This is a genomic window from Streptomyces sp. NPDC025784 (assembly GCF_055558435.1).
Genome location: NZ_JBVHMN010000027.1, coordinates 76,136 through 98,325 on the forward strand (window position 1 = coordinate 76,136; position 22,190 = coordinate 98,325).

The window sequence follows — 22,190 nt, forward strand, 5'->3', positions numbered from 1 at the left end:
GGACGGAATCCTTGGGCGCCCTGTCGCTCGTGCTGAGGACGCGGCCACGGCGGCGCAAGCGGACGAGGTGTCCCTGCCCGCGCTCGCGGTGGCGGTGTCGGCGACAGGGCGGAGCCGTAGGGCGCCGGGACCATCGTGATGGACACCACCGTCACCGGCGAGGAGACTGGGCCCCACCACACACTCACCAAGACTTCTGCTCGGTGATGGAGTCGGTGCGGGGCGCGTGCCCCCTCTCCGCGCCACCACCGGACGGGTCCAGGCGGCGACCACGGGTCGGTTCATTCGGGCACCGACGACCCCGGTGGGCCGTCCCGCCGGGCAGCGAAAGGGACTCGCCGTGCCCACGGCGAACTACCGTTCCCTGCTGCGCACCCCTGGCGCCGCAGCCTTCTTCCTTCCCGCATCGCTCGGACGTGTCGGCGTCGCGATGACCAGCCTCAGCCTCGTCTGGCTCGTGCACAGCCGCACCGGCGCCTTCGCCGAGGCCGGCCTGGTCGGCGGCGGGTTCGCGGTGGCCGAGGCGCTCGGAGCGCCCCAAGTCGCCCGGCTCGCCGACCGGTTCGGGCAGACCCGGGTCCTGCCGCCCGCACTGCTCGCCCACGCCCTGGCAGTGGCCGTCCTCGTGTCCCTGGTCACCTCCGATGCCCCCGCCCCCTTGCTGGTGCCGGGCGGTGCGCTGGTCGGAGCCGGCGTTCCCCAGCTCGGCGCGATGTCCGCGACACGCTGGGCGGCCCTGCTGCGCGACGGCCGGGCGGACGAACTGCCCACCGCATTCGCGCTGGAGTCCGTCAGCAACGCGGTGGCGTACCTCGTGGGCCCGATGCTGGTCAGCGCCCTTGCCGCGGCCGGACACGCCGTGGTCGGCACGGTGTCGGCCGCCTCCTTGTCGGTGGCCGGCGGCCTGATCCTCGCGGCGCAGCGCGGCAGCGCGCCCCAGCCGGTGCGCGGCGGCGCGGCGCACGCGCGTGAGGAACGGTCATTGCTGCGCGGCCCCGTCGTCGTACTGATGGGCCTCAATCTCGCGATCGGCGTCTTCTTCGGTGCCCTGCAGGTGTCGGTGACGGCCTTCGTGGTGGAGCACGGCACACCGGGAGCCGCGGCCCCGATCTTCGCCGTCTCCAGTTGCAGCGGTCTGCTGGCCGGATGGTTGTACGGGTTGCGCCGATGGAGTGCCACACCTCCCGTACAACTACTGGCGGTGACCGCTGCGTTGACGCTCGGCACGTTGCTGTTGCTCACGGTCGGTTCACCGCTCGGGCTCGGACTGGTCGTGGTCCTGACCGGCGCCACGATCCCGCCCCTTCTGGTGCTCTTCCCCGTGCTCACCGAGTCGACCGTCCACCGGGCCGTCCTGACCCAGGCGTTCGCCTGGCTCGGCTCGGCGAGCGCGGCGGGCTCGGCCGCCGCGGCGGCGGTCTCCGGCTGGGCGATCGACTCACTCGGGGCCCGCGGCGGCTTCGCCGTCACCGCCTCGGCCGCCGCCGCGATGACACTTCAGAGCCTGGCCGGGCTACGCCTGCTGCGCGCACCGAAAGGTCAGCCGTCACGCGGGGCGCCGACGACGAAGTGAGGCCACCCGCGATGCGCCGTCCGAATGTGCGGCTTCAACCCGGGCACGCGGTATCGGCGCCCGGCTCGCCGGCCGGACGCCGATACCGCTCAGGTCAGGCCGGTGAGGTGCCCGCCCGACCGAAATGCCGGGCGAAGAACCGGACCGCGCTGTCGGACTCGAACCGAGGCAGCTCCTTGTGTCGGCCCGCGTTGGCGTGCAACGTCTTCTCCGTCGAGGCGAAGGCGTCGAACAGCGCCAGACCGGACGCTCGCGGGATGTGCTCGTCGTCCCACTGGAGCATGAATTCGATCGGGACAGTGATCTGTTTCGCCGGCTCGGCCAGGGCATCGGGCCAGTGGAGACCGAAGACCGCCGCGGTGATCCTTGGCTCGATCGCGGTCAGCGGCACCCCGATCGCGGTGCCCATGTTCAGCCCGAAGTAGCCGACCGGCCCATCGGTGCCGATCTCGGGAAGTTCCTGGAGGGCGTCGAGGGTCGTCTGCCACTCGGGCACGGCACGCTCTGCCAGTCGGGCGTTGTAGCGGACGACGATGGGGCCCTCCGGCTCGCCCGCCTCCCTCGCCCGGTACAGGGCGGCGATCTCCTGCTCGTCGTACGCCGTGCGCGGCCGGTCGCCGTGACCGGGCGCGTCGATGCAGGCGACGTGGAAGCCGCAACCGGTCACGAGGAGGTGCGCACGGCCCGTCATGGCCGGCCACCTCTTGTGCGTGCCGCCGCCGTGGCCCATCAGCACCAGGGGCGCACGCTCGGGGCCGGACGCGGGCGACCAGAGCACGCCGGGGACACCGTCCACGGTGAAGTCGCGTTCGACGACACCGTTCGATGTCTTCTCCGCGGTGAAGTGCACAGAATGCATGGGGTGTTGCCTTTCGGAAGTGCCTTCGTTGACAGGGCACTCCCGGGCGACACCTATGTCGATCGCCCGACCGTGACGGCGAGGGGGAGCACCCATACGGATCCAGCGGTCATGGGTCTCACCTCCTCGGGCGGGGTCACAGTCGACCGGAAGCTATCAGCTCGCTCGTCGGCTCGGCCAACCCTTTTCGCGCCCCTCCCGCAACCCGTCCGACGCGGCAGGAGCCCCGCGACGTGCCGGCGCAGGGCGAGTTCGCAGTCCTGACCACTTCCGGTCGCGACGACCGGCAGGAACGACTGCTCGGCGCAGGGTGAGAAGAGCAGGCCGACACACGGGTCCGAGATCCGCGTCTCCGGCCCGGTGAGCGGCATGCTGAGGGCAATCTGTGAAGTGGCGCGGGATGGTGGTGCAGTGCACGGCATGACAGGGGACGGAAGGTCCACGGAGGTCGGCCCGGTGGACGGGATCGGTACCTACCACGCGGCGGCGGTGCACGCCCGAGCCCAGATCTCTGCGCTCCTGGCCGCTGTCCGGCTGGTCGACGAGGCGTGGACGGCTCCTTCGGGTCGTACGACGACCGACCGTCCGGGTCCTTCCGTCCGGTCGAAGGCGATGTGACGGGTCGACGACCGGTGCGACGGGAGCCGACGGCGGACGGTGGCCGGCTCAGGCCTCGTCCTCTCGTGCGATCGGATCGCCCAGCCGGACCGTGCCGGGTTCCAGGACGTCCAGATACACCCCTAGACACGCCAGTCGGCCCAGGTCGAAGACAGGTACGCGGTGTTCGCGGGCGATCGCCCGCATGATGCCGGGGTCGGCGTCGAGCTCGTCGTGGCGAAGTGCGGGCACCACACAGCGGGGTGTGGGCACCTGTACGCGAAACAGCGCCTCGCCGACGCGAAGTCGACAGCCCTGCCAGGTGTCCTCCACGAAGGCCGGTTCGCCACCGGTGTCCGCGATCAGGTTCGGCCGGAAGCGTCGCGGGTCGAAATCCCCGGCGGGACATGCCTTTCGGAGTCCCGCGAGGGAGGACGACGTGACCAGATGGACCTTGCCGAAGTCGAAGAACGTGCCCGATGCCGGCGTGCCGACCGTGATGGTCTCCCCGGTCGCGTCCACGGACGCCGTCGCCCGCACCGCGTCAGGGACACCGCCTTCGTACTCGGGCACGGCGCGCTCCAGCGTGCTCCGAGCCGGCGCGCTGTCCGCGAGGAAGACCTGACGGACCAGCAGCTCGGACAGCCGGGCATCGAGTTCGGGGTCCCCGACCATGTGCGAGGTCCCGTCGGGAAGGGCGACCTCGACAGTGCCGTCACCCGCCGACCGGCTCCGGCAGCCCAGGAGTTGCCCCCACTTGCGCGGATGCTTGACGCTCCCGACGGCGCCCCTCCCGTCGAGAACGGCGTGCGTCCGGTCTCCGGTCAGCCCCGTACGCGTCACCGCCACGGAGGCCAGAGCCTCGCCGAGCATGGACTTCACCGGATACCGCCACAGTGCCGCTACCGTCCCCATGGGATCGATCATCTCCCGCAAGTCGGCCCGGTCGGACAGGCGATGGGATGCGAGAGCTTACGTCGGTCCGACGAGGACGGTGAGGCAGCGGGCATCCCGTGCTGCCGCTCATGGCGCTGTTCGATCGCCGTCCTCCACGACCTGGTGATACACATGTGCGATGGCGGACGACGGACCGGGCGCGTTGCAGGCGGGGCAGACGGGACTGATCGTGAGGATCCCGGAGGCGGATCCCGCTGTGCGAGCGTGGCGTGAACGACTGGACCCTTCCGCGCGCGTGGGTGTCCCGGCCCATGTCACCGTGCTCTTCCCGTTTCTCGACGAGCGGCGCATCGACCGTGAGACCCACACTGCCCTGGGTGAAGTGATCGGGCGGCAGCGGCCGTTCGAGGCCCGGTTCGAGCGATGCGGAGGGTTCCCGGGGGTCCTGTACCTCGCACCCGAACCTGAAGCACCGTTCCGCCGGCTCACCGAGGCGATCGCGGATCGCTGGCCCGAGTCTCCGCCGTTCGGCGGGCAGTTCGACGACGTGGTTCCCCACCTGACCGTCGCCCAGGGGCAGGACACCACCGTCCTCGGGGAGGTCGAGACCGACCTTCGCAGCCGATTGCCGGTCACCGCCTCCGTATCCGCGGTCGATCTCATGGTCTACGACGGAGTGCGATGGCAGCCACGGGCCTCGTTCCCTCTCCGGGGGCGCCCCGTGCCCCAGCCGTAGTTCGTGATCTCGGCAGACCTCGCGGTGATCCGGCGAACTCCCCCTTTTGAGGGCCGCGGAAATCCGTGGACGGGCCACGGAAGATCACGTACTGTGTGGCCGCACGCCCATAGACGGACGGAAGGAGGCGAGTGCCGTGCGGTTCACACCTTTCCAGCGCTCCCCTTTCCGCTGTCCCGGCGTGGTTCGTCAGTTCTGACCGGGAGCGCTCCAACAGCCTGTATCCCGGAGGAATTTCCATGACCGATCTGGTCATCCGCGCGCTCTCCGCGAGCGACGCCCATCTCTTCGACGCACTCCCCGACCCGCTGGGCGCCCGTGAAGGCCACCGGCGTACCCGGTTCCGCCCCGACTGGAAGCGTGTCGCCCTGCGCGACGGCGAGGTCGTCGCACGCGGCGCGTGGTGGGGCGGCCCCGACGACGCGGAGCCCGTCAACATCAACTGGTTCGACGTGGCGGAGGGCGAGGAGGAGGCAGGGGCCGAACTCCTGCGCTCCGCACCCTGGCAGGTCGAACTCGAGATCAACCTGCCTGGCGGCTGGCGGGACGAGCCCGACCTGCGCGCCGCCGGCGAGGCACGCTTCGCCGCCGCACGAGCCGTCGGGTACGAACTCCTGGTGGAGCGCTTCCTGTACCGCTGGACCCCGGAGCAAGGACTGCCCGAGCGGCCCGGACGTCTGCGCTTCAGCGCCGAACCCGACGACACCGTGTTCTTCGACGCGTTGCGCCGCATCCACTCCGTCACCCTGGACGCCCACGCGCTCCGGGCCATCGAGGAGGGCGGCATCGACCGGGCCGCGCAGGAGGAAATCGACTTCTTCCACTGGTGCCCCTCCCCGCGGGAGTGGTGGCAGGTCGCGCGCACGCCGGAGGGCGACCTGGCCGGCATCCACATCCCGGCCCACAACCCCTCCGGTCCGACCATCGGCTTCATCGGAGTGGTCCCTGAACACCGCGGTCACGGCTACGCGTACGACCTCCTCGCGGAGTGCACCCACTTCCTCGTGAAAGAGGGCGCGGAGGTGGTCAGCGGAGCGACGGACCACGGCAACTTCCCCATGGCCGCGAACTTCGCCAAGGCCGGATTCCCCGTCGTCCGTGAACGCATCAACTTCCACCCCGAGGGCCGGTCGGCCTAGCGAGGGACAGCACAGGGTGGGTGGTCCGGTCCGAGGGCGGGCCGGACCGCTTGCCCCTGCCCTGTGCACTGCTGGCCCGGGCGGCCTCGGGAGGGCACGAGCGACTACGGAGCAACCGCGGCGTTGAGCCCGTAGTCCAGTTCCGCACCGTCGACGAGCACCGCCTCGACCGTGCGCGTACGGGGATCGATGTCGGCCACGATCCCTTCTCCCGCGTAGCGGGGGTAGCCCGTCTCACCCATCTCGCCGGTCGCTTCGACGACGGCCGATCGCACGGCTGCGTCCTCCGCGGAAACACGGTCCGCGCCCTCGATGTACTCGGGGACCAGCAGGACGGTGAAGCGCTGCGGCTCAGTAGTCATGCTTCTGTATTTAAGTGCCTGTCCCGCGGACCGTGGGACAGGCGCACCCGGTGGGTCGCGCGGGGGCGGAGCGACCGGGCCGCCGTACGGGTGGGACGAACCGGCCGGCTCAGAGGTCCGGGGCATGCGGGCCGTCGATGGGGGTACGCGCTCCTTCGTCGGCTGCTATCGGCCGTCATTGCGGGGCACGACGCAGTGGGAGGGCTTGAGATGACGGTGACGAAGACGGTGGACGCACGGACGGCCGGGCTGCCGGAGATCGCCGACCCGTCGCAGGTCGCGCCTCGCGACGCCCGGGACATGTCTCGGCAGTTCTTCGACCGGCTCGCCACGCTCGAAGAGGGCACTCCGGAGCACCAGTACGCACGCAACACGCTGATCGAGATGAACATCTCCCTGGTCCGCTACGCCGCGGCCCGTTTCCGCAGCCGCGGCCCGGAGGAGATGGAGGACATCGTCCAGGTCGGCACCATCGGACTGATCAAGGCCATCGACCGGTTCGAGCTCACCCGCGAGGTCGAGTTCACCTCCTTCGCCGTGCCCTACATCGTCGGTGAGATCAAGCGGTTCTTCCGCGACACCTCCTGGGCCGTGCACGTGCCCCGCCGTCTGCAGGAGGCCAGGGTCCAGCTCGCCAAGGCCACCGAGGAACTGCGCAGCCGACTGGGCCGTACCCCGACCGTCAAGGAACTGTCCCAGCTGATGTGCCTGAGCGAGGAAGAGGTCAACGAGGCCCGCCTCGCCTCCAACGGCTACAACTCCTCCTCCCTCGACGCCGCCATCGGCACGAGTCAGGACGGCGAGACCGCACTGGCCGACTTCATCGGCACCGAGGACAACGCCCTCGAACTCGTCGAGGACTTCCACGCCCTGGCCCCTCTGATCGGCGAACTCGACGAGCGGGAACGCCGCATCATTCACATGCGGTTCGTCGACGAACTCACCCAGGCCCAGATCGGCGAGCACCTCGGCGTCTCCCAGATGCATGTCTCCCGGCTGCTGTCCCGCACGCTCACCAAACTGCGCCGAGGGATGCTCACCACCCAGTGACGCACGCGGCGGGCCGGGCGACCGTCGAGCGATGCCGAGACCCCCTCGCGGTCGTGCGCTCCGGTCGACGTGTCCGGTCGACTGAGGTGTCCGGTCGACCGGGCCGGCCGAAGCGCACAGACCCCGGACCCGCCGCGGCCGACGCTCTGATCAGCCCCGCTCCCGCTCCACCGGAAGCCACAGCTCGGCATCGGCCTCGGTGCCGCCCGGAGACAGGCGGGTGCGGAGGATCTCAGGGCCGGGGCGGCTGCGGTACGGGTTGGACGGGAACCACTCCGTGAACACGTCCCGCCACAGCTCCTGAATGGCCTGCGGCGCCGGCCCCGAGGTGGTGAAGACGGCCCATGTGCCGGCCCCGACCGGCAGGACACTCATGCCGTCCGGTGCGGCCGACGACGTGATCACCCCCTGGTAGTAGTCGAGTTCGGTGCCTTCGGCGCGACTCGGGTCCAGGTCGTCGCAGACCGCGACGATGCCGTGCGGCTCCTGGTCCGACAGCTTCTCCAGGAGTTCCCGGGACTGCGGTTCGATCCCGCGGACGAAGTCGATGATGGCCTGGTTCGGCCCCACGTGCACCAGTGGCACCCGGGCCTTCAGACCGACGACGGTGAAGTCCGGCCTGTCCACGACGCGATAACGCATGCTGCTGCTCCCCTCGACGGTGAGACGGAAGGTGAGCCGGGGCTGCGAGACGAGCGCGCAACCGGTGCGCCGGGCCTCGCCGGGGCCGACACCGTGCACGGCGCGGAACGCCCGCGCGAACGCCTCGCCCGAGCCGTAGCCGTACCGCACCGCGATCTCCAGCAGCGTCCGGTTCCCGGCGAGCACCTCGGCGCCCGCGACAGTGAGCCGACGCCGCCGGATGTACTCGGACAGGGGCATGCCCGCGAGCGCGGAGAACATCCGACGCAGGTGATACTCGGAGGTGACGGCGATGTGCGCCAACACGGCCACGTCGATGGACTGGTCGAGACGGTCCTCGATGTGCTCCATCGCCTGGTTGAGCCGATCCAGCACGCCCGGTCTCCTTCCTCTTCGGTGATCACCACGCTAGGCGGCGCGCGTGCTGTCGGACCCGACATTCTCTGCCCGTTCGGATCGGGTGCGGGGGACTGGCTCGGGGCGCTCGGCATTCACCAGGTGTCAGGTGTCGGTGCGACGTCCTGGGCGACGAGAGCGCGCAGGGGGAGAGGGCCGGCGACGGTCTCGCCGGTGAAGGGCGGCCGGACAGTGGCGCAAGCCCACTTCGGACCGGTCAGGGACGCAGACCCGCCCGCCTGAGGGTGACCTCGGACAGATCGGCGATGGCCTGCTCGTTCCCGCGACGCCAGGCGTCGGCGAGGCCGCCGGGCGGGGAGGGAACCGCCTTGAGACTGCGCAGCGGTCCGGTGAGCGCCCGCAGGGCGAGCAGGTCGACGCCTCCTGGGGCGTCGAGGAGGCGCCGCGTGGTGGCGCTCCGCCGGATCCAGAGCAGCCGCGGGGGAAGCCACAGCACCAGGACGAAGGCCACGGGGAGGACGATCAGGGCGAGTGCGGTCAGGTTGGCCACGTGGCCCACGGTGTCCTGCAGCGACTGTCCGGCGTCGGAGAGATGGGTGCCGGCGCCCGCGGCGGACTCGAGCGGCTTCTTCAGGGAATCTCCGACGAGTGGCACCTTCGAGGCCGCGTCGCCGGCGTCACCGAGACCGGAGGCAAGGCTGTCGCCCGCGCTCTCCGCCTTCCGCCCCGGCTCGGCCAGCAACATGATCGCGTCGCGGACGACCAGGGCGAACTTCACCGCGAGCGCGATCAGCGCCACGGCGATCAGGTCCGCGAGCACCTGACGGATTCGACGCGCTGGTGTCTGGGCGTAGAGGCGCATGGCGTGCTCCTGTTCCGGCGAGGGCGTCGAAGAGGCCGGCTCCACCCGGGTGAGGTGCAGCACGCGTCATGGCAGGGTCGGCCGATCGCTTGACCGTACGTGGCACTGGACTCTTCCACGGGGCCGCGGGGGTAAACGCCTTCGACGTGTTGCGGGACCGGGCCCGCGTCCCCCGCACGGACGGGGTGATCCGCAGCCCCACCGAAGGTCGACGGGCCCGGACGGTGTCCGGTCCGCGGGGCGTCCGCCACCGCTTGAAGGGGGAGGGCCGACAACGGGGGCATACGCCGGCCGGACTGGCACACCGCGGTGTTTCGCTCTGTCGCCCTGCGCGGGAGGCCGTAGCCGCACCGATGCGGGCCCCGCCGCTCCGGCCGCGGTGGCCGCGGTGCGAGCGGGCTCGACGAGAGCGGTCCGACGAAGCATGACGCAGGTCACGAAACCCTGGGGCTCGATCTTGGAATGCGCGGCATCTTTTGGCTGCTGTAATTGTCCTGGGCTTGCCCTGTTCTGAGGGCGCGCCGGGCAATGGAGCTCAGCGCGACTGGCCGCGGAAGACCGGAGACGATCTCGCCGTCCCCCGGCTTCCTCACTCCTGGACCGCTGTCTTCGAAAGGCTCTACCGCACCATGCCACTGGCCCTGCTCGCCCTGGCCGTTGTCGCGTTCGGCATCGGCACGACCGAGTTCGCCACGATGGGGCTGTTGCCCCAGATCGCCGACGGGATCGGTGTGTCCGTGCCGCACGCCGGCAATCTCGTCTCGGCCTACGCCCTCGGCGTCGTCGTCGGCGCCCCCGTGCTGACGGGCATCGGTGCGCGCATACCCCACAAGCGACTTCTGCTCCTTTTGTCCGGGTTGTTCGTCATCGGCAACACCGCGTCCGCGCTCGCTCCCAACTTCGGTCTGCTGTTCGCCGCACGTTTCCTCGCAGGTCTGCCGCACGGAGCGCTGTTCGGAGTGGGCGCCGTGGTCGCCTCCCGGCTGGTCGCCCCCGAACGGGCCGCGCGAGCCGTGTCGAAGATGTTCCTCGGACTCACCATCGCGAACATCGTCGGCGTCCCGGCCGGCACCGCCCTCGGACAGCAGCTGGGCTGGCGGTCCGCCTACTACGCGGTCGCCGTCATCGGCCTCGTCGCTCTCGCCGCGCTGGCCGTCTTCGTTCCGCACCAGCCTCGCGGCCGGCAGTCCGGGATCAAGCACGAGCTGCGGGCGATGAACAACAGGCAGGTCGCGATCGGCCTGGGCACGGCCGTCGTCGGCTTCGGCGGATTCTTCGCCGTCTACAGCTACCTGGTGCCCATGCTGACGCACCTGACGGGCATCTCCGACTCCTCGACCACCCTGGTCCTCGCCCTCTACGGCGTCGGCATGACGCTTGGCACGCTGGTCGCGGGCCCCCTCACGGACCGTGCCCTGCGACCGACGCTGTACGCGGGGCTGGCGCTGCTCGCCGCGGGGCTGGTGGCCTTCTACTTCACCGTGCACAGCACGGTTCCGGCTCTGGTGACGATCACCTTCATCGGTGCGATGGGTGCCCTCATCACCACGCCCGTCCAGATGCTGCTGATGGCCAAGGCGAAGAACGCTCCGACGATGGCGGCGGCCTCCAACCACTCCGCCTTCAACCTGGCCAACGCGGGCGGCGCCTGGCTCGGCGGTCTGGCCATCTCGGCCGGCTGGGGCTGGGCCTCGCCCAACCTGGTCGGCGCGGCACTGGCCGTGGCCGGCCTCGGTCTCGCCTTCACCGGAGGCCTCATGGACCGGGACGGCCGACGCTCCAAGGTGGTCACCACGTCCGCTGCGGAAACCTCGACGGAGGCCGGACACGTCGCGGCGGTGCCCGGAGACCGGGGATAGCGCCCGGGGCCGCCGGCTCACGGGGCAGGGCGGCGGTCGGAGCTGCCGGGTCCTTCTCCGCTCATCCTCGACCAGCGCATTGCCCGCGTCCTGAGGGCATACGCGACGCGGGTGGGGAAGGAAGCAGGCCTGGAGGAACCCGCACGGCTCGCCACGTGGCTGTGGAGTGCCGGCGGGTGGACGCCGCACCGTTACGACGTATATCTGAGATGGGCCCACGGTGGGCTGCGTCGGATCGGGAAGCCGGACACCATTGCGGTGTGGCTGATCTTCTGTGGGACGACGTGGGCCGTCTTTTCGACCCGGATCTGATGGGGTCGCTGCCGGACGTGCGTGTCCCGGATTGTTCGGTGGAGGACTGGCAGACGGTGCTCGACCTCGTCGAGGCGAGGGGGTGGAAGTGCCGGTACTCCGAAGGGGACACAGTGCTGCCAGTACCTCGCGCGGAGACCGTGCTGTCCCGACCGCCGGACGCCGAGTGCCCGATACTGCGGGTCTGGCCGACGGCCGAAGTCCTGGCGGTCTTCTGTTTCCTCGACGACGGGGTCATCGACTTCGACGTCGACCTGCGGGAGTTGCAGGGCCAGGAGCGACTCGACGTGTTCTGCGGCTTCTTGCGCGAGATCGGGCAACGCCTGGGCAAGCCGGTCCTGATGGATCCGGAAGGTGACCACGGAAATCCGGTGCTCGGCTTCGATGTCGAGGCCGATCGGGTCGTCCTCCTGGTGGAGCCGATGGCCGGATGATCGCGGTCGTGGGTGTCTGGCCGGCGATGCTGGTGCGATCGCAGCTCGACGTGCCCCCGGCGCCGTGGCGGCCCCGGTCGTGGACGGGGCCCCTGCGGAGCAGTGCAGACCGCTGGCTAGTCTGGCGCCATGGCCGAACCCGTGTATCTCCGACCCGTTGCCGAACGTGACCTCGCCCTGCTGGAGCGTCTCTACGAGGACCCTTCGGAGGCAGGGGAGCTGGGGTTCTTCGGCTATCGCAACACCGGCCAGCTGCGCCGGATGTGGGCCGAGCAGGGTTTCATCACCGCGGGAGGCGGGCGTCTCGCCATCGTCGCGGGCGACGACCGCTTCGTCGGTGAGGTGCAGTGGCGCCAGGTCGTGCAAGGCCCGGGCTCGACGTGCTGGAACATCGGCATAGCGCTGCTGACCGCCGAGCGGGGCAAGGGATTCGGCAAGCGCGCCCAACGCGAGCTTGCCGAGTACCTGTTCGCCCACACCCAGGTCAACCGGGTCGAGGCGAGCACGGAGCTCGCGAACGTCGCGGAGCAGCGGGCACTGGAATCGGCCGGCTTCAGCCGCGAAGGGGTCCTGCGCGGGGCCTGCTTCCGCGGCGGCGCCTGGCGGGACATGGTCATGTACTCCATACTCCGGGACGACGTCGCTCTCCAGGCGTAGTCGACGTCCCGCTCGCGGGCGCAAGAAGCCCGGCACGTCCACGGCGACGATGGCATCCGGGCGGCAGCGGTGCGCCGCTGCTTCCCCTGGCCAGCCTCTGTACGGGCTCTGTAGCGTACGACCATGGGTATGCCGCGCATGACCCTTCGGACCCAACAGGTGCTGCGGGCGCTGCTGAAGGACCCGGCAGGGCAACGGTCCGGCCTGGAGATGTGCGAGCTGGTGGGACTCCCGGCCGGCACGATCTGTCCGATCCTTGCCCGCCTGGAGCAAGTCGGCTGGGTGGACAGCAGCTGGGCGGACCCGGCCGTGCTCGAGACGGCCGGACGTCCGCGTCGCCGCCTCTACCGCTTCACACAAAACGGCGCGGTGCAGGCCCGCGAGGCCCTCGCGCGCGCCCGCGGAGCCAGGAGAGAGCCGGGGCGTTGCCGCTGAAAAAAATCTGCGGACACGTGTCGAGAACGCCGGACGAGCTCCGACGTCTCCTGCGAGAGGCGCCCCCACCGGGATGCCCCGCCGATGCATGAGGAGAGTCCGATGAAGTACTTGGTCATGATCTACGGCAATCAGGCCGACTACGAGTCCATGAACGGCAAGGCCGCCCCGGGGCACCCCGCCTGGACGCAGGCGGAGCTGGGCGCGATGTTCCAGTACATGGAGACCCTCAACAAGGAGCTCATCGAGTCCGGCGAGATGGTCGACGGCCAGGGCCTGTCGGAGCCCCGGCAGGCGGTCGTCATCACCTCGGGTGCCGACGGGGCGCCGGTCGTCTCGGACGGCCCGTTCGGCGAGACCAAGGAGGTGCTCGCCGGCTACTGGGTACTGGACTGCGCCGACGTCGAGCGGGTCACCGAGATCGCCAAGCGCGTGCACGCCTGCCCCGTACCCGAGGGAGCCCCCCGGAGCGACGTGGTGATCCGGCCGATCATGGAAGCGCCCACTGGAGCGTGAGTTCGCCCGACGCGACGGAGGACCTGCTGCGCGACAACGCGCCGCAGGTCCTCGGCGCACTCGTGCGCCGGTACGGCCGTTTCGACGCGGCGGAGGACGCCGTACAGGAGGCGCTGCTCGCGGCGGCCCAGCAGTGGCCCGAGGAAGGTGTGCCGGACAGTCCGCGCGGCTGGCTGATCCGGGTGGCGTCGCGCCGGCTGACCGACCAGCTGCGCAGCGAGGAGGCGCGGCGGCGCCGGGAGGAGACCGCGGCGGCGCTCACACCGTGCGACGACCTCCATGCTCCGCCCTTCGACGAATCCCGCGTCGCGTCCGAGGACGACACCCTCCTCCTGCTCTTCCTGTGCTGCCATCCGGCACTGAGCAGACCGTCCCAGATCGCGCTGACGCTGCGTGCCGTGGGCGGCCTGACCACGTCGGAGATCGCCCGAGCCTTCCTGGTCCCGGAAACCACCATGGGCCAGCGGATCAGCCGTGCCAAGAAGACCGTCAAGGACGCCGGCGGACGCTTCCGGCTACCGGAGCCCACCGATCTGCCGCACCGTATGAGCGCCGTGCTCCAGGTCCTCTACCTGATCTACAACGAGGGCCACACCGCCACTTCCGGCACGTCGCTCCATCGCGCCGAGCTCTCCGCGGAGGCGATCCGGCTGACGCGCACCGTGCACCGACTGCTGCCGAAGGACGGCGAAGTGACCGGGCTGCTCGCGCTGATGCTGCTCACCGACGCCCGCCGGGCGGCCCGTACCGGACCGGGCGGCGAACTCGTCCCGCTGACGGAACAGGACCGCGGCCGCTGGAACCACGAGGCCATCGACGAAGGCGTCGCACTCGTGTCCCAGGCTCTGACCACCACCGCCCTCGGCCCGTACCAGTTGCAGGCCGCCATCGCCGCGGTCCACGACGAGGCACCCACCGCCGAGGACACCGACTGGCCGCAGATCCTGGCGCTGTACGACCTCCTGGCACGCCTGGCGCCCGGCCCGGTGGTCGAGCTCAACCGCGTCGTCGCCGTGGCCATGGTGCACGGCCCGCGGGCGGGACTGGACCGACTGGCCGAGCTGGAGTCCGAGGGCACCCTGTCCGGTACACACCGGATGGAGGCCGTCCGGGCGCACCTCCTGGAACGGGCCGGGGACGTCGAAGGTGCCCGGGCCGCGTATCAGGCGGCGGCCTCGGCCACGCTCAGTGTGCCCGAGCGCCGTTACCTTCAGCTTCGGACGGCGGGGCTGGCGCCGGACGCGGGCGGGCGTGCCGATGCCTGATCGGTCCGGCGCCCCTACCGTTGTCACATGGCGGTGATCAACGGCTGGAGACGGGGAGGACGAGCCCGCGGCCGAGCGGTGAACGTCGCGGCCGTGGCCGTGCTGCTCGTGCTCTCCGTGGTGGCCGCGTCCATCGAGCCGCACCAGCGCCTGTTCTCCTTACGGTGGTCCGCCGTCGTCCTGGCGACCGTGGGCTGCGGGGCGTTGCTGTGGCGGCGACGTCACCCGGTCGGCGTACTGGTCGTCACCGTGTCCTGCGGCGCGCTCTTCCAGATTCTGGGTTTCCGGGACAGTCCCCTGGTGGTGAGCCCGGTACTGGTGTCCGTCTACAACATGGCCGTGCGGACCGACCGGCGCAGTGCCTGGCTGTCGGCCGCCGCGGCGGCCGCCGTGCTGGTGGGGACCGACACGATGTTCGCCTCCAGCGCCTGGCTCGAGCCGGACAAGGTGGCCATGCTGGCCTGGACGGCCCTGCCCGCCGCCATCGGGGACGGGGTGCGCTCCCGCCGCGCCTATGTCGCGGCGGTCGAGGAGCGCGCGGAGCACGCGGAGCGCACCCGTGAGCAGGAGGCCCGGCAGCGGGTGGCGGCCGAACGGGTCCGCATCGCTCGCGAGCTGCACGACATCGTCACCCACCACATCGCCCTGATCAACGCGCAGGCAGGCGTCGCCGTCCACCTCGTGGAGCAGCGGCCGGAACAGATCCTGAGGGCCCTGGAGGACATCCGGGACACCAGCCGTTCCGTGCTCGACGAGCTGCGGGTGACGGTGGGCCTGCTGCGGCTGTCCGGCGATCCCGTGGCGCCGCGCGGCCCTATGCCGGGACTGGCGGAGGTACCGGCTCTGCTGGCGTCCTTCGAACGTGCGGGGCTCGCGGTGAGCCAGGTCCGGTCAGGGACGGCCGAGCCGCTCGAGCCGGCTGTCGACCTGGTCGCCTACCGCATCGTCCAGGAGTCACTGACCAATGTGCACAAGCACGCCGGGGCCGGCCGTGCGAGGCTCTTCCTGCACTACCACCGTGAACGGCTGACCATCGCCATCGAGGACGACGGGGCCGCCGGTCCCACGCAGGTCTACGCGGGCACGGGGCACGGACTGATCGGCATGCGCGAGCGGGCGGCCACGGTGGGCGGAAGGCTGCACGCGGGCCCGCGCCCCGAGGGCGGCTTCAGCGTGACGGCGGAACTTCCGTTGCGGGCCGGCCAGGCACGGGACCGGAGAGAGGACCATGACGATTCGCGTACTGCTTGCCGATGACCAAGCGCTGCTGCGGGGTACGTTCAGGATGCTGTTCGACGCCACGGAGGACATGGAGACCGTGGGGGAGGCGTCCAACGGCCACGAAGCAGTGGAACTGGCCGTGGCGCAGCGCCCGGACGTCGTCCTGATGGACATCCGCATGCCCGAGATGGACGGATTGGAGGCGACCCGGCTCATCAGCGAGTCGGAGGGCCTCGGCAGCGTGAAGGTGCTCGTCCTGACCACGTTCGAGGAGGACGAGCACGTCGCGGAGGCGCTGCGCGCGGGTGCGAGCGGTTTTCTCGGCAAGGGGGCGAGCCCCGAGGAGCTCCTCGACGCGGTGCGCACGGTCGCGGCAGGTGAGGCGCTGCTGTCGCCCTCGGCGACGCGAGCGCTGATCACCCGGTTTCTCGCGCAGCCGCAGTCCTCTCCGGGAGCCGTGCACGAACGGCTGGGGTGCCTGACCCCCCGCGAGAGCGATGTCACGAGACTCGTCGCGCAGGGCCTCTCCAACGAGGAGATCGCCCAGCACTTGTTCGTGAGCCCACTGACGGCCAAGACCCATGTCAACCGGGCCATGACGAAACTGGCGGCCCGGGACCGGGCCCAGCTCGTGGTGATCGCCTATCAGTGCGGACTGGTCAGTCCGGTGCCCGGCCCGGGGCAGACGCCGGTCGATGCATGACCGCGGCCGCGGGCCCGCCGAGGTGCCCGTACTTCTGCCGCGGTGGTAGACCGGCCGGACGCCTACTACGGCAGCGGTAGGGAGAAGTCGCTGCGCGGGGACGACGCGGAGCGCACGGTCGATGAGCCAAGGTGGAACCCTGAACGGAGGTTTCACCATGAACCAGGCCCACTGCAGGAACAGGAACCACGGCGGCACGCCCACCAGCAGGCGTCTGTCCCCCTCCGGACCCTCCGGGTTCGTGACCGGGGCCCGCGTCTACGGCATCGCTCCGCGAGCGGGCGCACTGGGCGAGCGCACGTCCTGCGAGGCCCGGCGCCAGGACCACGCGGCCGAAGCAGCAGCGCCCCACCTGGCCCTGCTCCGCGACGTCCTCGCCCATGGCGGTCAGGACGACTCGCCCGTCCACGTGCCGCCGCGTCGGCGCAGCCCGGAGCGTACGGCTCTCGCGGGTGAGCTCACGCTGGCCGAATGGGTCAGCAGGACGCAGCGCGTCGGGCGCTGACCGCGGGAGCATCCGCTCCGCAGCGGCCACGGGACACGAACCCCGCGATCGTCACGTCGCGGCCGGCACCTGGCCACCGTCCCGTACGTGGCCCCGGCTCCGCGCTCCCGACCAGGACGGTCCCGACGGTGCGCGTGGCCGGTGCCGAGTTCCGGGCCGGTCCGCAGGGCGGGTCACTAGAGTGACGGCGGGGCCCGCGACCGCCGCGGTACCGCCGAGGGGGTGCGAGCTCCGTGCTTCAAGTGGACTTCGGTGGCGGGGCCTTGGGCCGAGTGCGGATCGCCCGCGGGGCGGATCCGCTCTGGGAGGCGGCACTGAGTCTGCAACTCCTGCAGAACAGGCAGGAGTCGCTGGCCTACGACACATGGCGGCGCGAGGTGCGGGGAGCCCTGCACCGCACGGGACTCGCCGACGACGTCCGGGCGCTGATGCCGTTGTGCCCGCCGACGGGATACTTCCCCGACTTCCTCACTCCGGGCCGCGGTGACACCGGTGTGGAGGAGAGCGTCGACCTCGTGCTGTCGACACCGAGACGCAGGCTGGCCGCCGAACTGACGCGCATGTGCCGGGATCTGCGTGGCCCCCTGCCGCGCAGTGTGCGCTGGGTGGCCACCGGCGATGTCGGTGCCCTGCACTGGCTCGGCACCACGCTGCGCCGCTATCACGCCGTGGCGGTGGCCCCGTACGCGGCGGCGATCAGGGCGAGGGTCGCCGATGATCGTGCCCGACGGGCCGAGGCGGCGCTGGGCGGCGGTGCGGAGGGACTGCTGGCGAGTTATGCCGAGTTACCGGGGTGGCACCTGCACGGAACACGGCTCACCACCCCCTACCCGGAGGCCCGGTCGCTCCAACTCGGCGGCCGGGCGCTCACGTTCGTCCCGAGCTTCTTCTGTGTGCGGACACCGCTGGCCCTGGTGGACGAGGCGCTGCCCCCGGTGCTGGTGCATCCGCTGCACCCGGATCCCGGCTGGCTGCCCCGGTTGCGCGCGGGAGCGGCGACGCTGTCGGTGGCCCATCTGATCGGTTCCTCCCGGGCCCAGTTGCTCGATCTGCTTCAGACGCCGATGACGACGACCGAGGTGGCCGTGGCGCTTCGGCTCGCGCCGTCGACGGCGAGCCGGCACGCGGCGGTGCTGCGCGAGGCGGGACTTGTCTCGACGCGCCGCGAGGGGAATCGGGTGCTGCACCACCGGACGCCGTTGGGACGGGCACTGCTGGAGGGGGCGGCCCCTGACACGTCGGCCGCCCCCGGTTGACCCGCTGTCCCCGCGCGAGGTGTCGTCAGCAGTTCGGGACGCCGGGGAGCCAGGCGTCGCTGACGTCGATGAAGATGTTGGAGATGTAGCCGCCGTAGTCGGGCAGGTAGGACCAGGCGTCGTTGCTGTAGCCCTGGTAGTTGACGAGCTGGCCGTGGACCTGGCACTTGACGCGTACGGTCGTGGGTCCGGGGAGCGTGGCCACGCGCGTGGAGGCGGTGGTCGCCTGCTGCCGGATGCTGACGTCCGTTCCCCAGGTCGGGAAGGACTTGGTGTCGCCGCCGCCGTCGGTCCACAAGTAGGTGACGGTCACCCAGCCGTTGTCGTTGAGGCCGATGTTGTAGAAGGTCCCGTCGGCCAGATCGATGCCGGCCGGATTGGCGACCTGCCGGCCGAACTCGTCGCGACCCCCGTTGTAGCCGTTCTGGTAGGCGGCCTGGGCCTCGGGCAGGCCCCGCGCGAGATCCTTCCACTGCTCGCGCTGCGCGGACGTGTTCCAGTAGTCGTCGTGCGTGTTCCAGGGGCCCACGTCCCACACCGGCGCGGTCTCGCAGCGGACGGGGCCGCACACCTGCACCGAGTACTGGCCGCTGCCGTTGGGGGACAGGGCGCGGCGCGAGGGGAGGGCCACGAAGTGGTCGTTGCTGCGTATGGCATGGCCGTTGGCGGTGGTCCCGCCGACCAGACCCTCGCGCGTGGCGAACACACGGGACGAGAAGGCCGCGGCCGCGGGCTGTGCGAGCTGCGACGACGCTGCGCCGGCGCTGTCCGCCGACAGGGTCAGACCGCGTACGGTCGGTGTGGCGCCGGCCTCGCCCGTCCACAGGGTCAGCCGGGCCTGTACGTCGTCGACGGCCCGCGGCAGTCGGGCCGGCGCGTCGGAGGTCACTTCCCGCCACTCCGTCCAGGTGCCGTCGGCGGTGCGGCCCCGCACGTCGACCACCACGCCGGCCCCGCTCGGCACGGCCGCGTCGACGTCCGCGGTGATCCGGTCCACCGGCCGGTCGAGGTGGTGCACGTCCAGCACGGCGGACGCGTAGCCGCGGTGCCGTTCCAGCGACGCCGGGCTGAGGGAACGGTCGTCCACACGCAGCGTGTTGCCGTCGTGCAGCACATTGACGTCGTCGCTGCCGGGCCGCGACAGGTCCGGGTGCCACGACACGGCGGACGACGCGGCGGGTGCGGTGGCGGCTTCCGCGGCGGGCGCGGTTCCCAGCACGGCGGTGAGGGCGAGCAGGCACGCGGCGCTGCTCAGTGTGCGGACGGGAAGCGTTCTGCGGCGTGCGGCGGGGCCCTCGTGCCGCGGGTGAGAGGTCAGCATGTGGATACTCCCGGGAGCCAGGCGTCGTCGACGTCGATGAAGATGTTGGAGATGTAGCCGCCGTAGTCGGGCAGGTAGGACCAGGCGTCGTTGCTGTAGCCCTGGTAGTCGACGAGCTGGCCGTGGACCTGGCACTTGACGCGTACGGTCGTGGGCCCGGGGAGCGTGGCCACGCGCGTGGAGGCGGTGGTCGGCTGCTCACGGACGCTCACATCGCTGCCCCACGTGGGGAAGGACGTGGTGCCGGTGTCGCCTTCGCCGCGGACCAGGCTCATGTAGTACGCCCAGTCCCAGTGCGGGCCGGGATCGGTGTGGTCGTTCCCGGGTACTTCGCTGTGGCCGACGATGTGCGAACGGTCCTGCGGAATACCGTACTTGGCGGTCAGGTAGCGGGTGAGTGCGGCCGAGGAACGGTAGAGCGTGTCGGTGAACCACGAAGGGTCGCTGACATACCCTTCGTGCTCGACGCCGACCGAGTAGGGATTGGCGGAGCGGGCGTGCCAGGCGGTGTCGCTCTCGCGGACGGTCTGGGTGACCTGGCCGTCGGAGGAGCGGATCACATAGTGCGCGCTCACCTCGGCGGCCGGGTTCTGGAACCAGCTGATCGACCCCGCGTACGAGCCCTCCGTGACATGGATGACCACGGTGGTGATCGCCGCGCCGCGGCCGGCGGAGTAGTTGCCGGAGTAGGCCGGAGCCCACAACGCCGACGGATAGTCGGGCGCTGCCGTCAGCCCCTGGCGGTCGGGTTCGGCGAGGCTTCCGCGCTGCGGCCGCACACGGTGGTGCGGTGCCGTCCTGACCTGCTCGCCGGCGACGTCCGCGCGGACCCCGTCACGCAGCAGGCCGTAGACCGTGTCCGCGTACAGGCGCCCCGCCGGTGCGCTGTCCTGAGCGCCGTAGCGGGCCGTCACCTGGTACCAGGCGCCGAGCTGCCGCCGGTCGGTCGCCTTGAGGCCGGCCGCGTCGGCCATGGCGCGCAGCACGGCGGCCGCCCCGGTGATGTTGGCGGGAGTGTCGTGCTCGATGACGGGGACCGTGGCGCCGGTGAGTCGGGCGGCCTGCTCCAGCGTGTGCCGACCGGGGTTGCTGACCAGGTGCATGACTCCGTAGCCGTTGTCCTGGCTGGGAAGCCCTCGATGGCCGTCGAGGTGGGTCTCCGCGTAGCCGACGGCGACGAGCAGATCGCGCGGCACGTCGTACGCGGTCGCCGCTCGCGCGAACGCCCCGTTCACCGAGGTGTCGTGCGAGGGCGGGGGAGCGGCGGCGGCCGACTGCCCGGTCATGGCCAGGGTGGCGGCCAGGGCCAGGCCGAACAGTGCGCGCGTGTGTCTGACCTGTGGTGGGGAGGACATGTGGGGTGTCCTGTCTCCGACGCCCGAGTCGGATGAAATGCCGTGCTTGGGGGCGAACTCGGCCGCTGCCGCGCGGGCGCCGGAGCACACGGTCGCGGGCCGGGAAGGAGCGGGGCGAGGGCCGGACCCCTGATGAGGTGGGGCAGGCCGGAGACCGGAGGGCTGGATCGCGTGCCTCGGCGCGCAGGTACTCCCACGCCTCTCCTCCGCTCCGCGCGCCGACCGAACAGCAACCAGCCCTGCGTGCAAGGGCGTTGGTCCTGTCCCGGCTGCATGATGGACGGCTGAACTTGTCGTGTGCAAGACATTGCATTGTGAGCGAATGACCTGGCCGGTGCCTTGTCCCGGGTGCCGAACCGCTCCTACCTTGTGCCGCGATCCGCCGTCCGCCCGGACACCGAGCCCCCTCCGCTCTCCCCCACTCGAAGGAGCGACTCGCGCATGCCCCTCAGACGCCTATGGACCGCGGCCGTCACCACCCTCCTGGCCGTGGCCGGACTCCTGCTCGGGCCGGTCCACCCGGCCGGCGCCTCGACCGGTGGAACGACCCTGGCGGCGCCCGACTTCAAGGCCCCCTATCCCTGCGGCCAGAAGTGGACCTACAGCCATCACTCCGGTGAGGTCCGCCGTGCTCTGGACTTCGTCCGCGCCGACGGCGGCACCACGAACGGAACACCCGTCCTCGCCTCGGCCACGGGCACCGCGTACCGCCACTACGAAGCGAACGGTGCGGGAAACTACCTGTCCGTCGAACACGGCGGCGGCTGGCGCACCTACTACTTCCACCTGTCGGCGTTCTCCGTCGCGGACGGCGCACACGTCGAACAGGGCCAGCAGATCGGCACGACCGGGAGCACCGGCAACTCCACCGGCCCGCACATCCACTACGAGCAGCTCTACAACGGGGTCGGCCAGGACATCCGTATCAACGGCGCCGCGCTCGCCTACCCCGGAAGCTACAACCAGTACTTCCTCACCAGCGACAACGGCTGCGGCGGCGCGGGCACCCCCTTCATGACCTGGGGCAGCGGCGTGCGCGTGCGCAGCGACGCCCATCTGAGCTCGCCGGTGGTCACCACCCTCGCCGGACCCACCAGCGTTCGCGTCCTGTGCCAGAAGCAGGGCGACACGGTCAACGCCGAGGGCTACACCAACAATTGGTGGAGCAAGCTGCGTGACCAGAACGGCTTCATCAGCAACATCTACATCGACAACCCGGCGGCCCAGCTCCCCGGAGTGCCTCTCTGCTGAGAATCGCGCCGCGGCGGCGGTCCCCT

The 22,190-nt window shown here is 71.0% G+C and carries 24 protein-coding genes; 17 read left to right on the forward strand and 7 right to left on the reverse strand.

The window, feature by feature from the left end; genetic code table 11:
- Positions 1-340 precede the first annotated feature (340 nt).
- Positions 341-1,573: an MFS transporter gene (locus tag ACZ4IF_RS40525; RefSeq protein WP_467572984.1), complete on the forward strand. Its 1,233-nt coding sequence runs from the start codon at positions 341-343 to the stop codon at positions 1,571-1,573.
- Between the two features lie 94 nt (positions 1,574-1,667).
- Here ACZ4IF_RS40525 and ACZ4IF_RS40530 read toward each other — a convergent pair whose 3' ends face one another.
- Positions 1,668-2,432 carry an alpha/beta fold hydrolase gene (locus ACZ4IF_RS40530; protein WP_467572986.1) on the reverse strand — a complete coding sequence of 255 codons (765 nt, stop codon included), beginning with the start codon at positions 2,430-2,432 and terminating at the stop codon, positions 1,668-1,670.
- 420 nt (positions 2,433-2,852) lie between these two features.
- Here ACZ4IF_RS40530 and ACZ4IF_RS40535 point away from each other — a divergent pair, with 420 nt between their 5' ends.
- A complete protein-coding gene (locus ACZ4IF_RS40535; RefSeq protein ID WP_467572989.1) occupies positions 2,853-3,050 on the forward strand; it encodes a hypothetical protein in 198 nt (65 codons plus the stop codon).
- Between the two features lie 48 nt (positions 3,051-3,098).
- Here the strand turns inward: ACZ4IF_RS40535 and ACZ4IF_RS40540 are convergent, their stop codons facing one another.
- On the reverse strand, positions 3,099-3,944 hold the full coding sequence (locus ACZ4IF_RS40540) for an MOSC domain-containing protein (RefSeq protein ID WP_467572992.1): 846 nt from the start codon (positions 3,942-3,944) through the stop codon (positions 3,099-3,101).
- A gap of 160 nt (positions 3,945-4,104) precedes the next feature.
- Here ACZ4IF_RS40540 and ACZ4IF_RS40545 point away from each other — a divergent pair, with 160 nt between their 5' ends.
- Together ACZ4IF_RS40545 and ACZ4IF_RS40550 are read left to right on the forward strand one after the other, a co-directional pair.
- On the forward strand, positions 4,105-4,662 hold the full coding sequence (locus ACZ4IF_RS40545) for a 2'-5' RNA ligase family protein (protein ID WP_467572995.1): 558 nt from the start codon (positions 4,105-4,107) through the stop codon (positions 4,660-4,662).
- 239 nt (positions 4,663-4,901) lie between these two features.
- A complete protein-coding gene (locus ACZ4IF_RS40550) occupies positions 4,902-5,801 on the forward strand; it encodes a GNAT family N-acetyltransferase (protein WP_467572998.1) in 900 nt (299 codons plus the stop codon).
- A 104-nt stretch (positions 5,802-5,905) separates the two neighbouring features.
- Here ACZ4IF_RS40550 and ACZ4IF_RS40555 read toward each other — a convergent pair whose 3' ends face one another.
- The gene (locus tag ACZ4IF_RS40555) at positions 5,906-6,163 is read right to left on the reverse strand and encodes a hypothetical protein (RefSeq protein ID WP_359496745.1); all 258 of its coding nucleotides are present in this window, start codon (positions 6,161-6,163) and stop codon (positions 5,906-5,908) included.
- Between the two features lie 210 nt (positions 6,164-6,373).
- On the opposite strand from ACZ4IF_RS40555, the gene ACZ4IF_RS40560 reads away from it, so the two are divergent.
- Positions 6,374-7,213: an RNA polymerase sigma factor SigF gene (locus tag ACZ4IF_RS40560; RefSeq protein WP_467573002.1), complete on the forward strand. Its 840-nt coding sequence runs from the start codon at positions 6,374-6,376 to the stop codon at positions 7,211-7,213.
- 150 nt (positions 7,214-7,363) lie between these two features.
- On the opposite strand, the gene ACZ4IF_RS40565 is transcribed toward ACZ4IF_RS40560, so the two are convergent.
- Both ACZ4IF_RS40565 and ACZ4IF_RS40570 read right to left on the reverse strand, forming a co-directional pair.
- Positions 7,364-8,230 carry an AraC family transcriptional regulator gene (locus ACZ4IF_RS40565; protein ID WP_467573005.1) on the reverse strand — a complete coding sequence of 289 codons (867 nt, stop codon included), beginning with the start codon at positions 8,228-8,230 and terminating at the stop codon, positions 7,364-7,366.
- 238 nt (positions 8,231-8,468) lie between these two features.
- Positions 8,469-9,074 (reverse strand): hypothetical protein, encoded by a 606-nt coding sequence (locus ACZ4IF_RS40570; RefSeq protein WP_467573008.1) that lies wholly within the window; start codon positions 9,072-9,074, stop codon positions 8,469-8,471.
- Positions 9,075-9,703: 629 nt separating this feature from the next.
- On the opposite strand from ACZ4IF_RS40570, the gene ACZ4IF_RS40575 reads away from it, so the two are divergent.
- The 11 genes from ACZ4IF_RS40575 to ACZ4IF_RS40625 all read left to right on the forward strand — a co-directional run bounded on the left by ACZ4IF_RS40575 (position 9,704) and on the right by ACZ4IF_RS40625 (position 18,237).
- Positions 9,704-10,933: an MFS transporter gene (locus ACZ4IF_RS40575; RefSeq protein WP_467573170.1), complete on the forward strand. Its 1,230-nt coding sequence runs from the start codon at positions 9,704-9,706 to the stop codon at positions 10,931-10,933.
- A 78-nt stretch (positions 10,934-11,011) separates the two neighbouring features.
- Positions 11,012-11,245: a hypothetical protein gene (locus ACZ4IF_RS40580; protein ID WP_467573173.1), complete on the forward strand. Its 234-nt coding sequence runs from the start codon at positions 11,012-11,014 to the stop codon at positions 11,243-11,245.
- Positions 11,194-11,679, forward strand: coding sequence for a hypothetical protein (locus ACZ4IF_RS40585; protein ID WP_467573010.1), 486 nt, complete (start codon positions 11,194-11,196; stop codon positions 11,677-11,679). Before ACZ4IF_RS40580 ends, ACZ4IF_RS40585 begins: the two co-directional genes overlap by 52 nt.
- A gap of 129 nt (positions 11,680-11,808) precedes the next feature.
- Positions 11,809-12,336, forward strand: coding sequence for a GNAT family N-acetyltransferase (locus ACZ4IF_RS40590; RefSeq protein WP_467573013.1), 528 nt, complete (start codon positions 11,809-11,811; stop codon positions 12,334-12,336).
- 123 nt (positions 12,337-12,459) lie between these two features.
- On the forward strand, positions 12,460-12,771 hold the full coding sequence (locus ACZ4IF_RS40595; RefSeq protein ID WP_467573016.1) for a PadR family transcriptional regulator: 312 nt from the start codon (positions 12,460-12,462) through the stop codon (positions 12,769-12,771).
- 102 nt (positions 12,772-12,873) lie between these two features.
- The gene (locus ACZ4IF_RS40600; RefSeq protein ID WP_467573019.1) at positions 12,874-13,287 is read left to right on the forward strand and encodes a YciI family protein; all 414 of its coding nucleotides are present in this window, start codon (positions 12,874-12,876) and stop codon (positions 13,285-13,287) included.
- Positions 13,284-14,552 carry an RNA polymerase sigma factor gene (locus tag ACZ4IF_RS40605; protein ID WP_467573021.1) on the forward strand — a complete coding sequence of 423 codons (1,269 nt, stop codon included), beginning with the start codon at positions 13,284-13,286 and terminating at the stop codon, positions 14,550-14,552. The genes ACZ4IF_RS40600 and ACZ4IF_RS40605 overlap by 4 nt, the downstream gene beginning before the upstream one ends.
- Before the next feature lie 27 nt (positions 14,553-14,579).
- Entirely contained in the window at positions 14,580-15,809 is a 1,230-nt protein-coding gene (locus tag ACZ4IF_RS40610; protein WP_467573024.1) for a sensor histidine kinase, read from the forward strand.
- Positions 15,781-16,476: a response regulator gene (locus tag ACZ4IF_RS40615; protein WP_467573028.1), complete on the forward strand. Its 696-nt coding sequence runs from the start codon at positions 15,781-15,783 to the stop codon at positions 16,474-16,476. Before ACZ4IF_RS40610 ends, ACZ4IF_RS40615 begins: the two co-directional genes overlap by 29 nt.
- 157 nt (positions 16,477-16,633) lie before the next feature.
- Positions 16,634-16,981: a hypothetical protein gene (locus ACZ4IF_RS40620; protein WP_467573031.1), complete on the forward strand. Its 348-nt coding sequence runs from the start codon at positions 16,634-16,636 to the stop codon at positions 16,979-16,981.
- 233 nt (positions 16,982-17,214) lie between these two features.
- Positions 17,215-18,237 carry an ArsR/SmtB family transcription factor gene (locus tag ACZ4IF_RS40625; RefSeq protein ID WP_467573034.1) on the forward strand — a complete coding sequence of 341 codons (1,023 nt, stop codon included), beginning with the start codon at positions 17,215-17,217 and terminating at the stop codon, positions 18,235-18,237.
- Positions 18,238-18,262: 25 nt separating this feature from the next.
- Here the strand turns inward: ACZ4IF_RS40625 and ACZ4IF_RS40630 are convergent, their stop codons facing one another.
- Together ACZ4IF_RS40630 and ACZ4IF_RS40635 are read right to left on the reverse strand one after the other, a co-directional pair.
- Complete coding sequence (locus ACZ4IF_RS40630; RefSeq protein WP_467573037.1) at positions 18,263-19,558, reverse strand: hypothetical protein; 1,296 nt, start codon at positions 19,556-19,558, stop codon at positions 18,263-18,265.
- Positions 19,552-20,913 (reverse strand): N-acetylmuramoyl-L-alanine amidase, encoded by a 1,362-nt coding sequence (locus tag ACZ4IF_RS40635; protein ID WP_467573040.1) that lies wholly within the window; start codon positions 20,911-20,913, stop codon positions 19,552-19,554. Before ACZ4IF_RS40635 ends, ACZ4IF_RS40630 begins: the two co-directional genes overlap by 7 nt.
- Positions 20,914-21,354: 441 nt before the next feature.
- Here ACZ4IF_RS40635 and ACZ4IF_RS40640 point away from each other — a divergent pair, with 441 nt between their 5' ends.
- Positions 21,355-22,164 (forward strand): M23 family metallopeptidase, encoded by an 810-nt coding sequence (locus tag ACZ4IF_RS40640; protein WP_359496783.1) that lies wholly within the window; start codon positions 21,355-21,357, stop codon positions 22,162-22,164.
- Positions 22,165-22,190: the final 26 nt, after the last annotated feature.

Coding starts and splice junctions, on each gene's coding strand:
- ACZ4IF_RS40530 (WP_467572986.1), bottom strand. CDS start 2,432: ATGCATTCTGTGCACTTCACCGCGGAGAAGACATCGAACGGTGTCGTC.
- ACZ4IF_RS40535 (WP_467572989.1), top strand. CDS start 2,853: ATGACAGGGGACGGAAGGTCCACGGAGGTCGGCCCGGTGGACGGGATC.
- ACZ4IF_RS40540 (WP_467572992.1), bottom strand. CDS start 3,944: ATGGGGACGGTAGCGGCACTGTGGCGGTATCCGGTGAAGTCCATGCTC.
- ACZ4IF_RS40545 (WP_467572995.1), top strand. CDS start 4,105: ATGGCGGACGACGGACCGGGCGCGTTGCAGGCGGGGCAGACGGGACTG.
- ACZ4IF_RS40550 (WP_467572998.1), top strand. CDS start 4,902: ATGACCGATCTGGTCATCCGCGCGCTCTCCGCGAGCGACGCCCATCTC.
- ACZ4IF_RS40555 (WP_359496745.1), bottom strand. CDS start 6,163: ATGACTACTGAGCCGCAGCGCTTCACCGTCCTGCTGGTCCCCGAGTAC.
- ACZ4IF_RS40560 (WP_467573002.1), top strand. CDS start 6,374: ATGACGGTGACGAAGACGGTGGACGCACGGACGGCCGGGCTGCCGGAG.
- ACZ4IF_RS40570 (WP_467573008.1), bottom strand. CDS start 9,074: ATGCGCCTCTACGCCCAGACACCAGCGCGTCGAATCCGTCAGGTGCTC.
- ACZ4IF_RS40575 (WP_467573170.1), top strand. CDS start 9,704: ATGCCACTGGCCCTGCTCGCCCTGGCCGTTGTCGCGTTCGGCATCGGC.
- ACZ4IF_RS40590 (WP_467573013.1), top strand. CDS start 11,809: ATGGCCGAACCCGTGTATCTCCGACCCGTTGCCGAACGTGACCTCGCC.
- ACZ4IF_RS40595 (WP_467573016.1), top strand. CDS start 12,460: ATGGGTATGCCGCGCATGACCCTTCGGACCCAACAGGTGCTGCGGGCG.
- ACZ4IF_RS40600 (WP_467573019.1), top strand. CDS start 12,874: ATGAAGTACTTGGTCATGATCTACGGCAATCAGGCCGACTACGAGTCC.
- ACZ4IF_RS40610 (WP_467573024.1), top strand. CDS start 14,580: ATGGCGGTGATCAACGGCTGGAGACGGGGAGGACGAGCCCGCGGCCGA.
- ACZ4IF_RS40615 (WP_467573028.1), top strand. CDS start 15,781: ATGACGATTCGCGTACTGCTTGCCGATGACCAAGCGCTGCTGCGGGGT.
- ACZ4IF_RS40620 (WP_467573031.1), top strand. CDS start 16,634: ATGAACCAGGCCCACTGCAGGAACAGGAACCACGGCGGCACGCCCACC.
- ACZ4IF_RS40630 (WP_467573037.1), bottom strand. CDS start 19,558: ATGCTGACCTCTCACCCGCGGCACGAGGGCCCCGCCGCACGCCGCAGA.
- ACZ4IF_RS40635 (WP_467573040.1), bottom strand. CDS start 20,913: ATGTCCTCCCCACCACAGGTCAGACACACGCGCGCACTGTTCGGCCTG.
- ACZ4IF_RS40640 (WP_359496783.1), top strand. CDS start 21,355: ATGCCCCTCAGACGCCTATGGACCGCGGCCGTCACCACCCTCCTGGCC.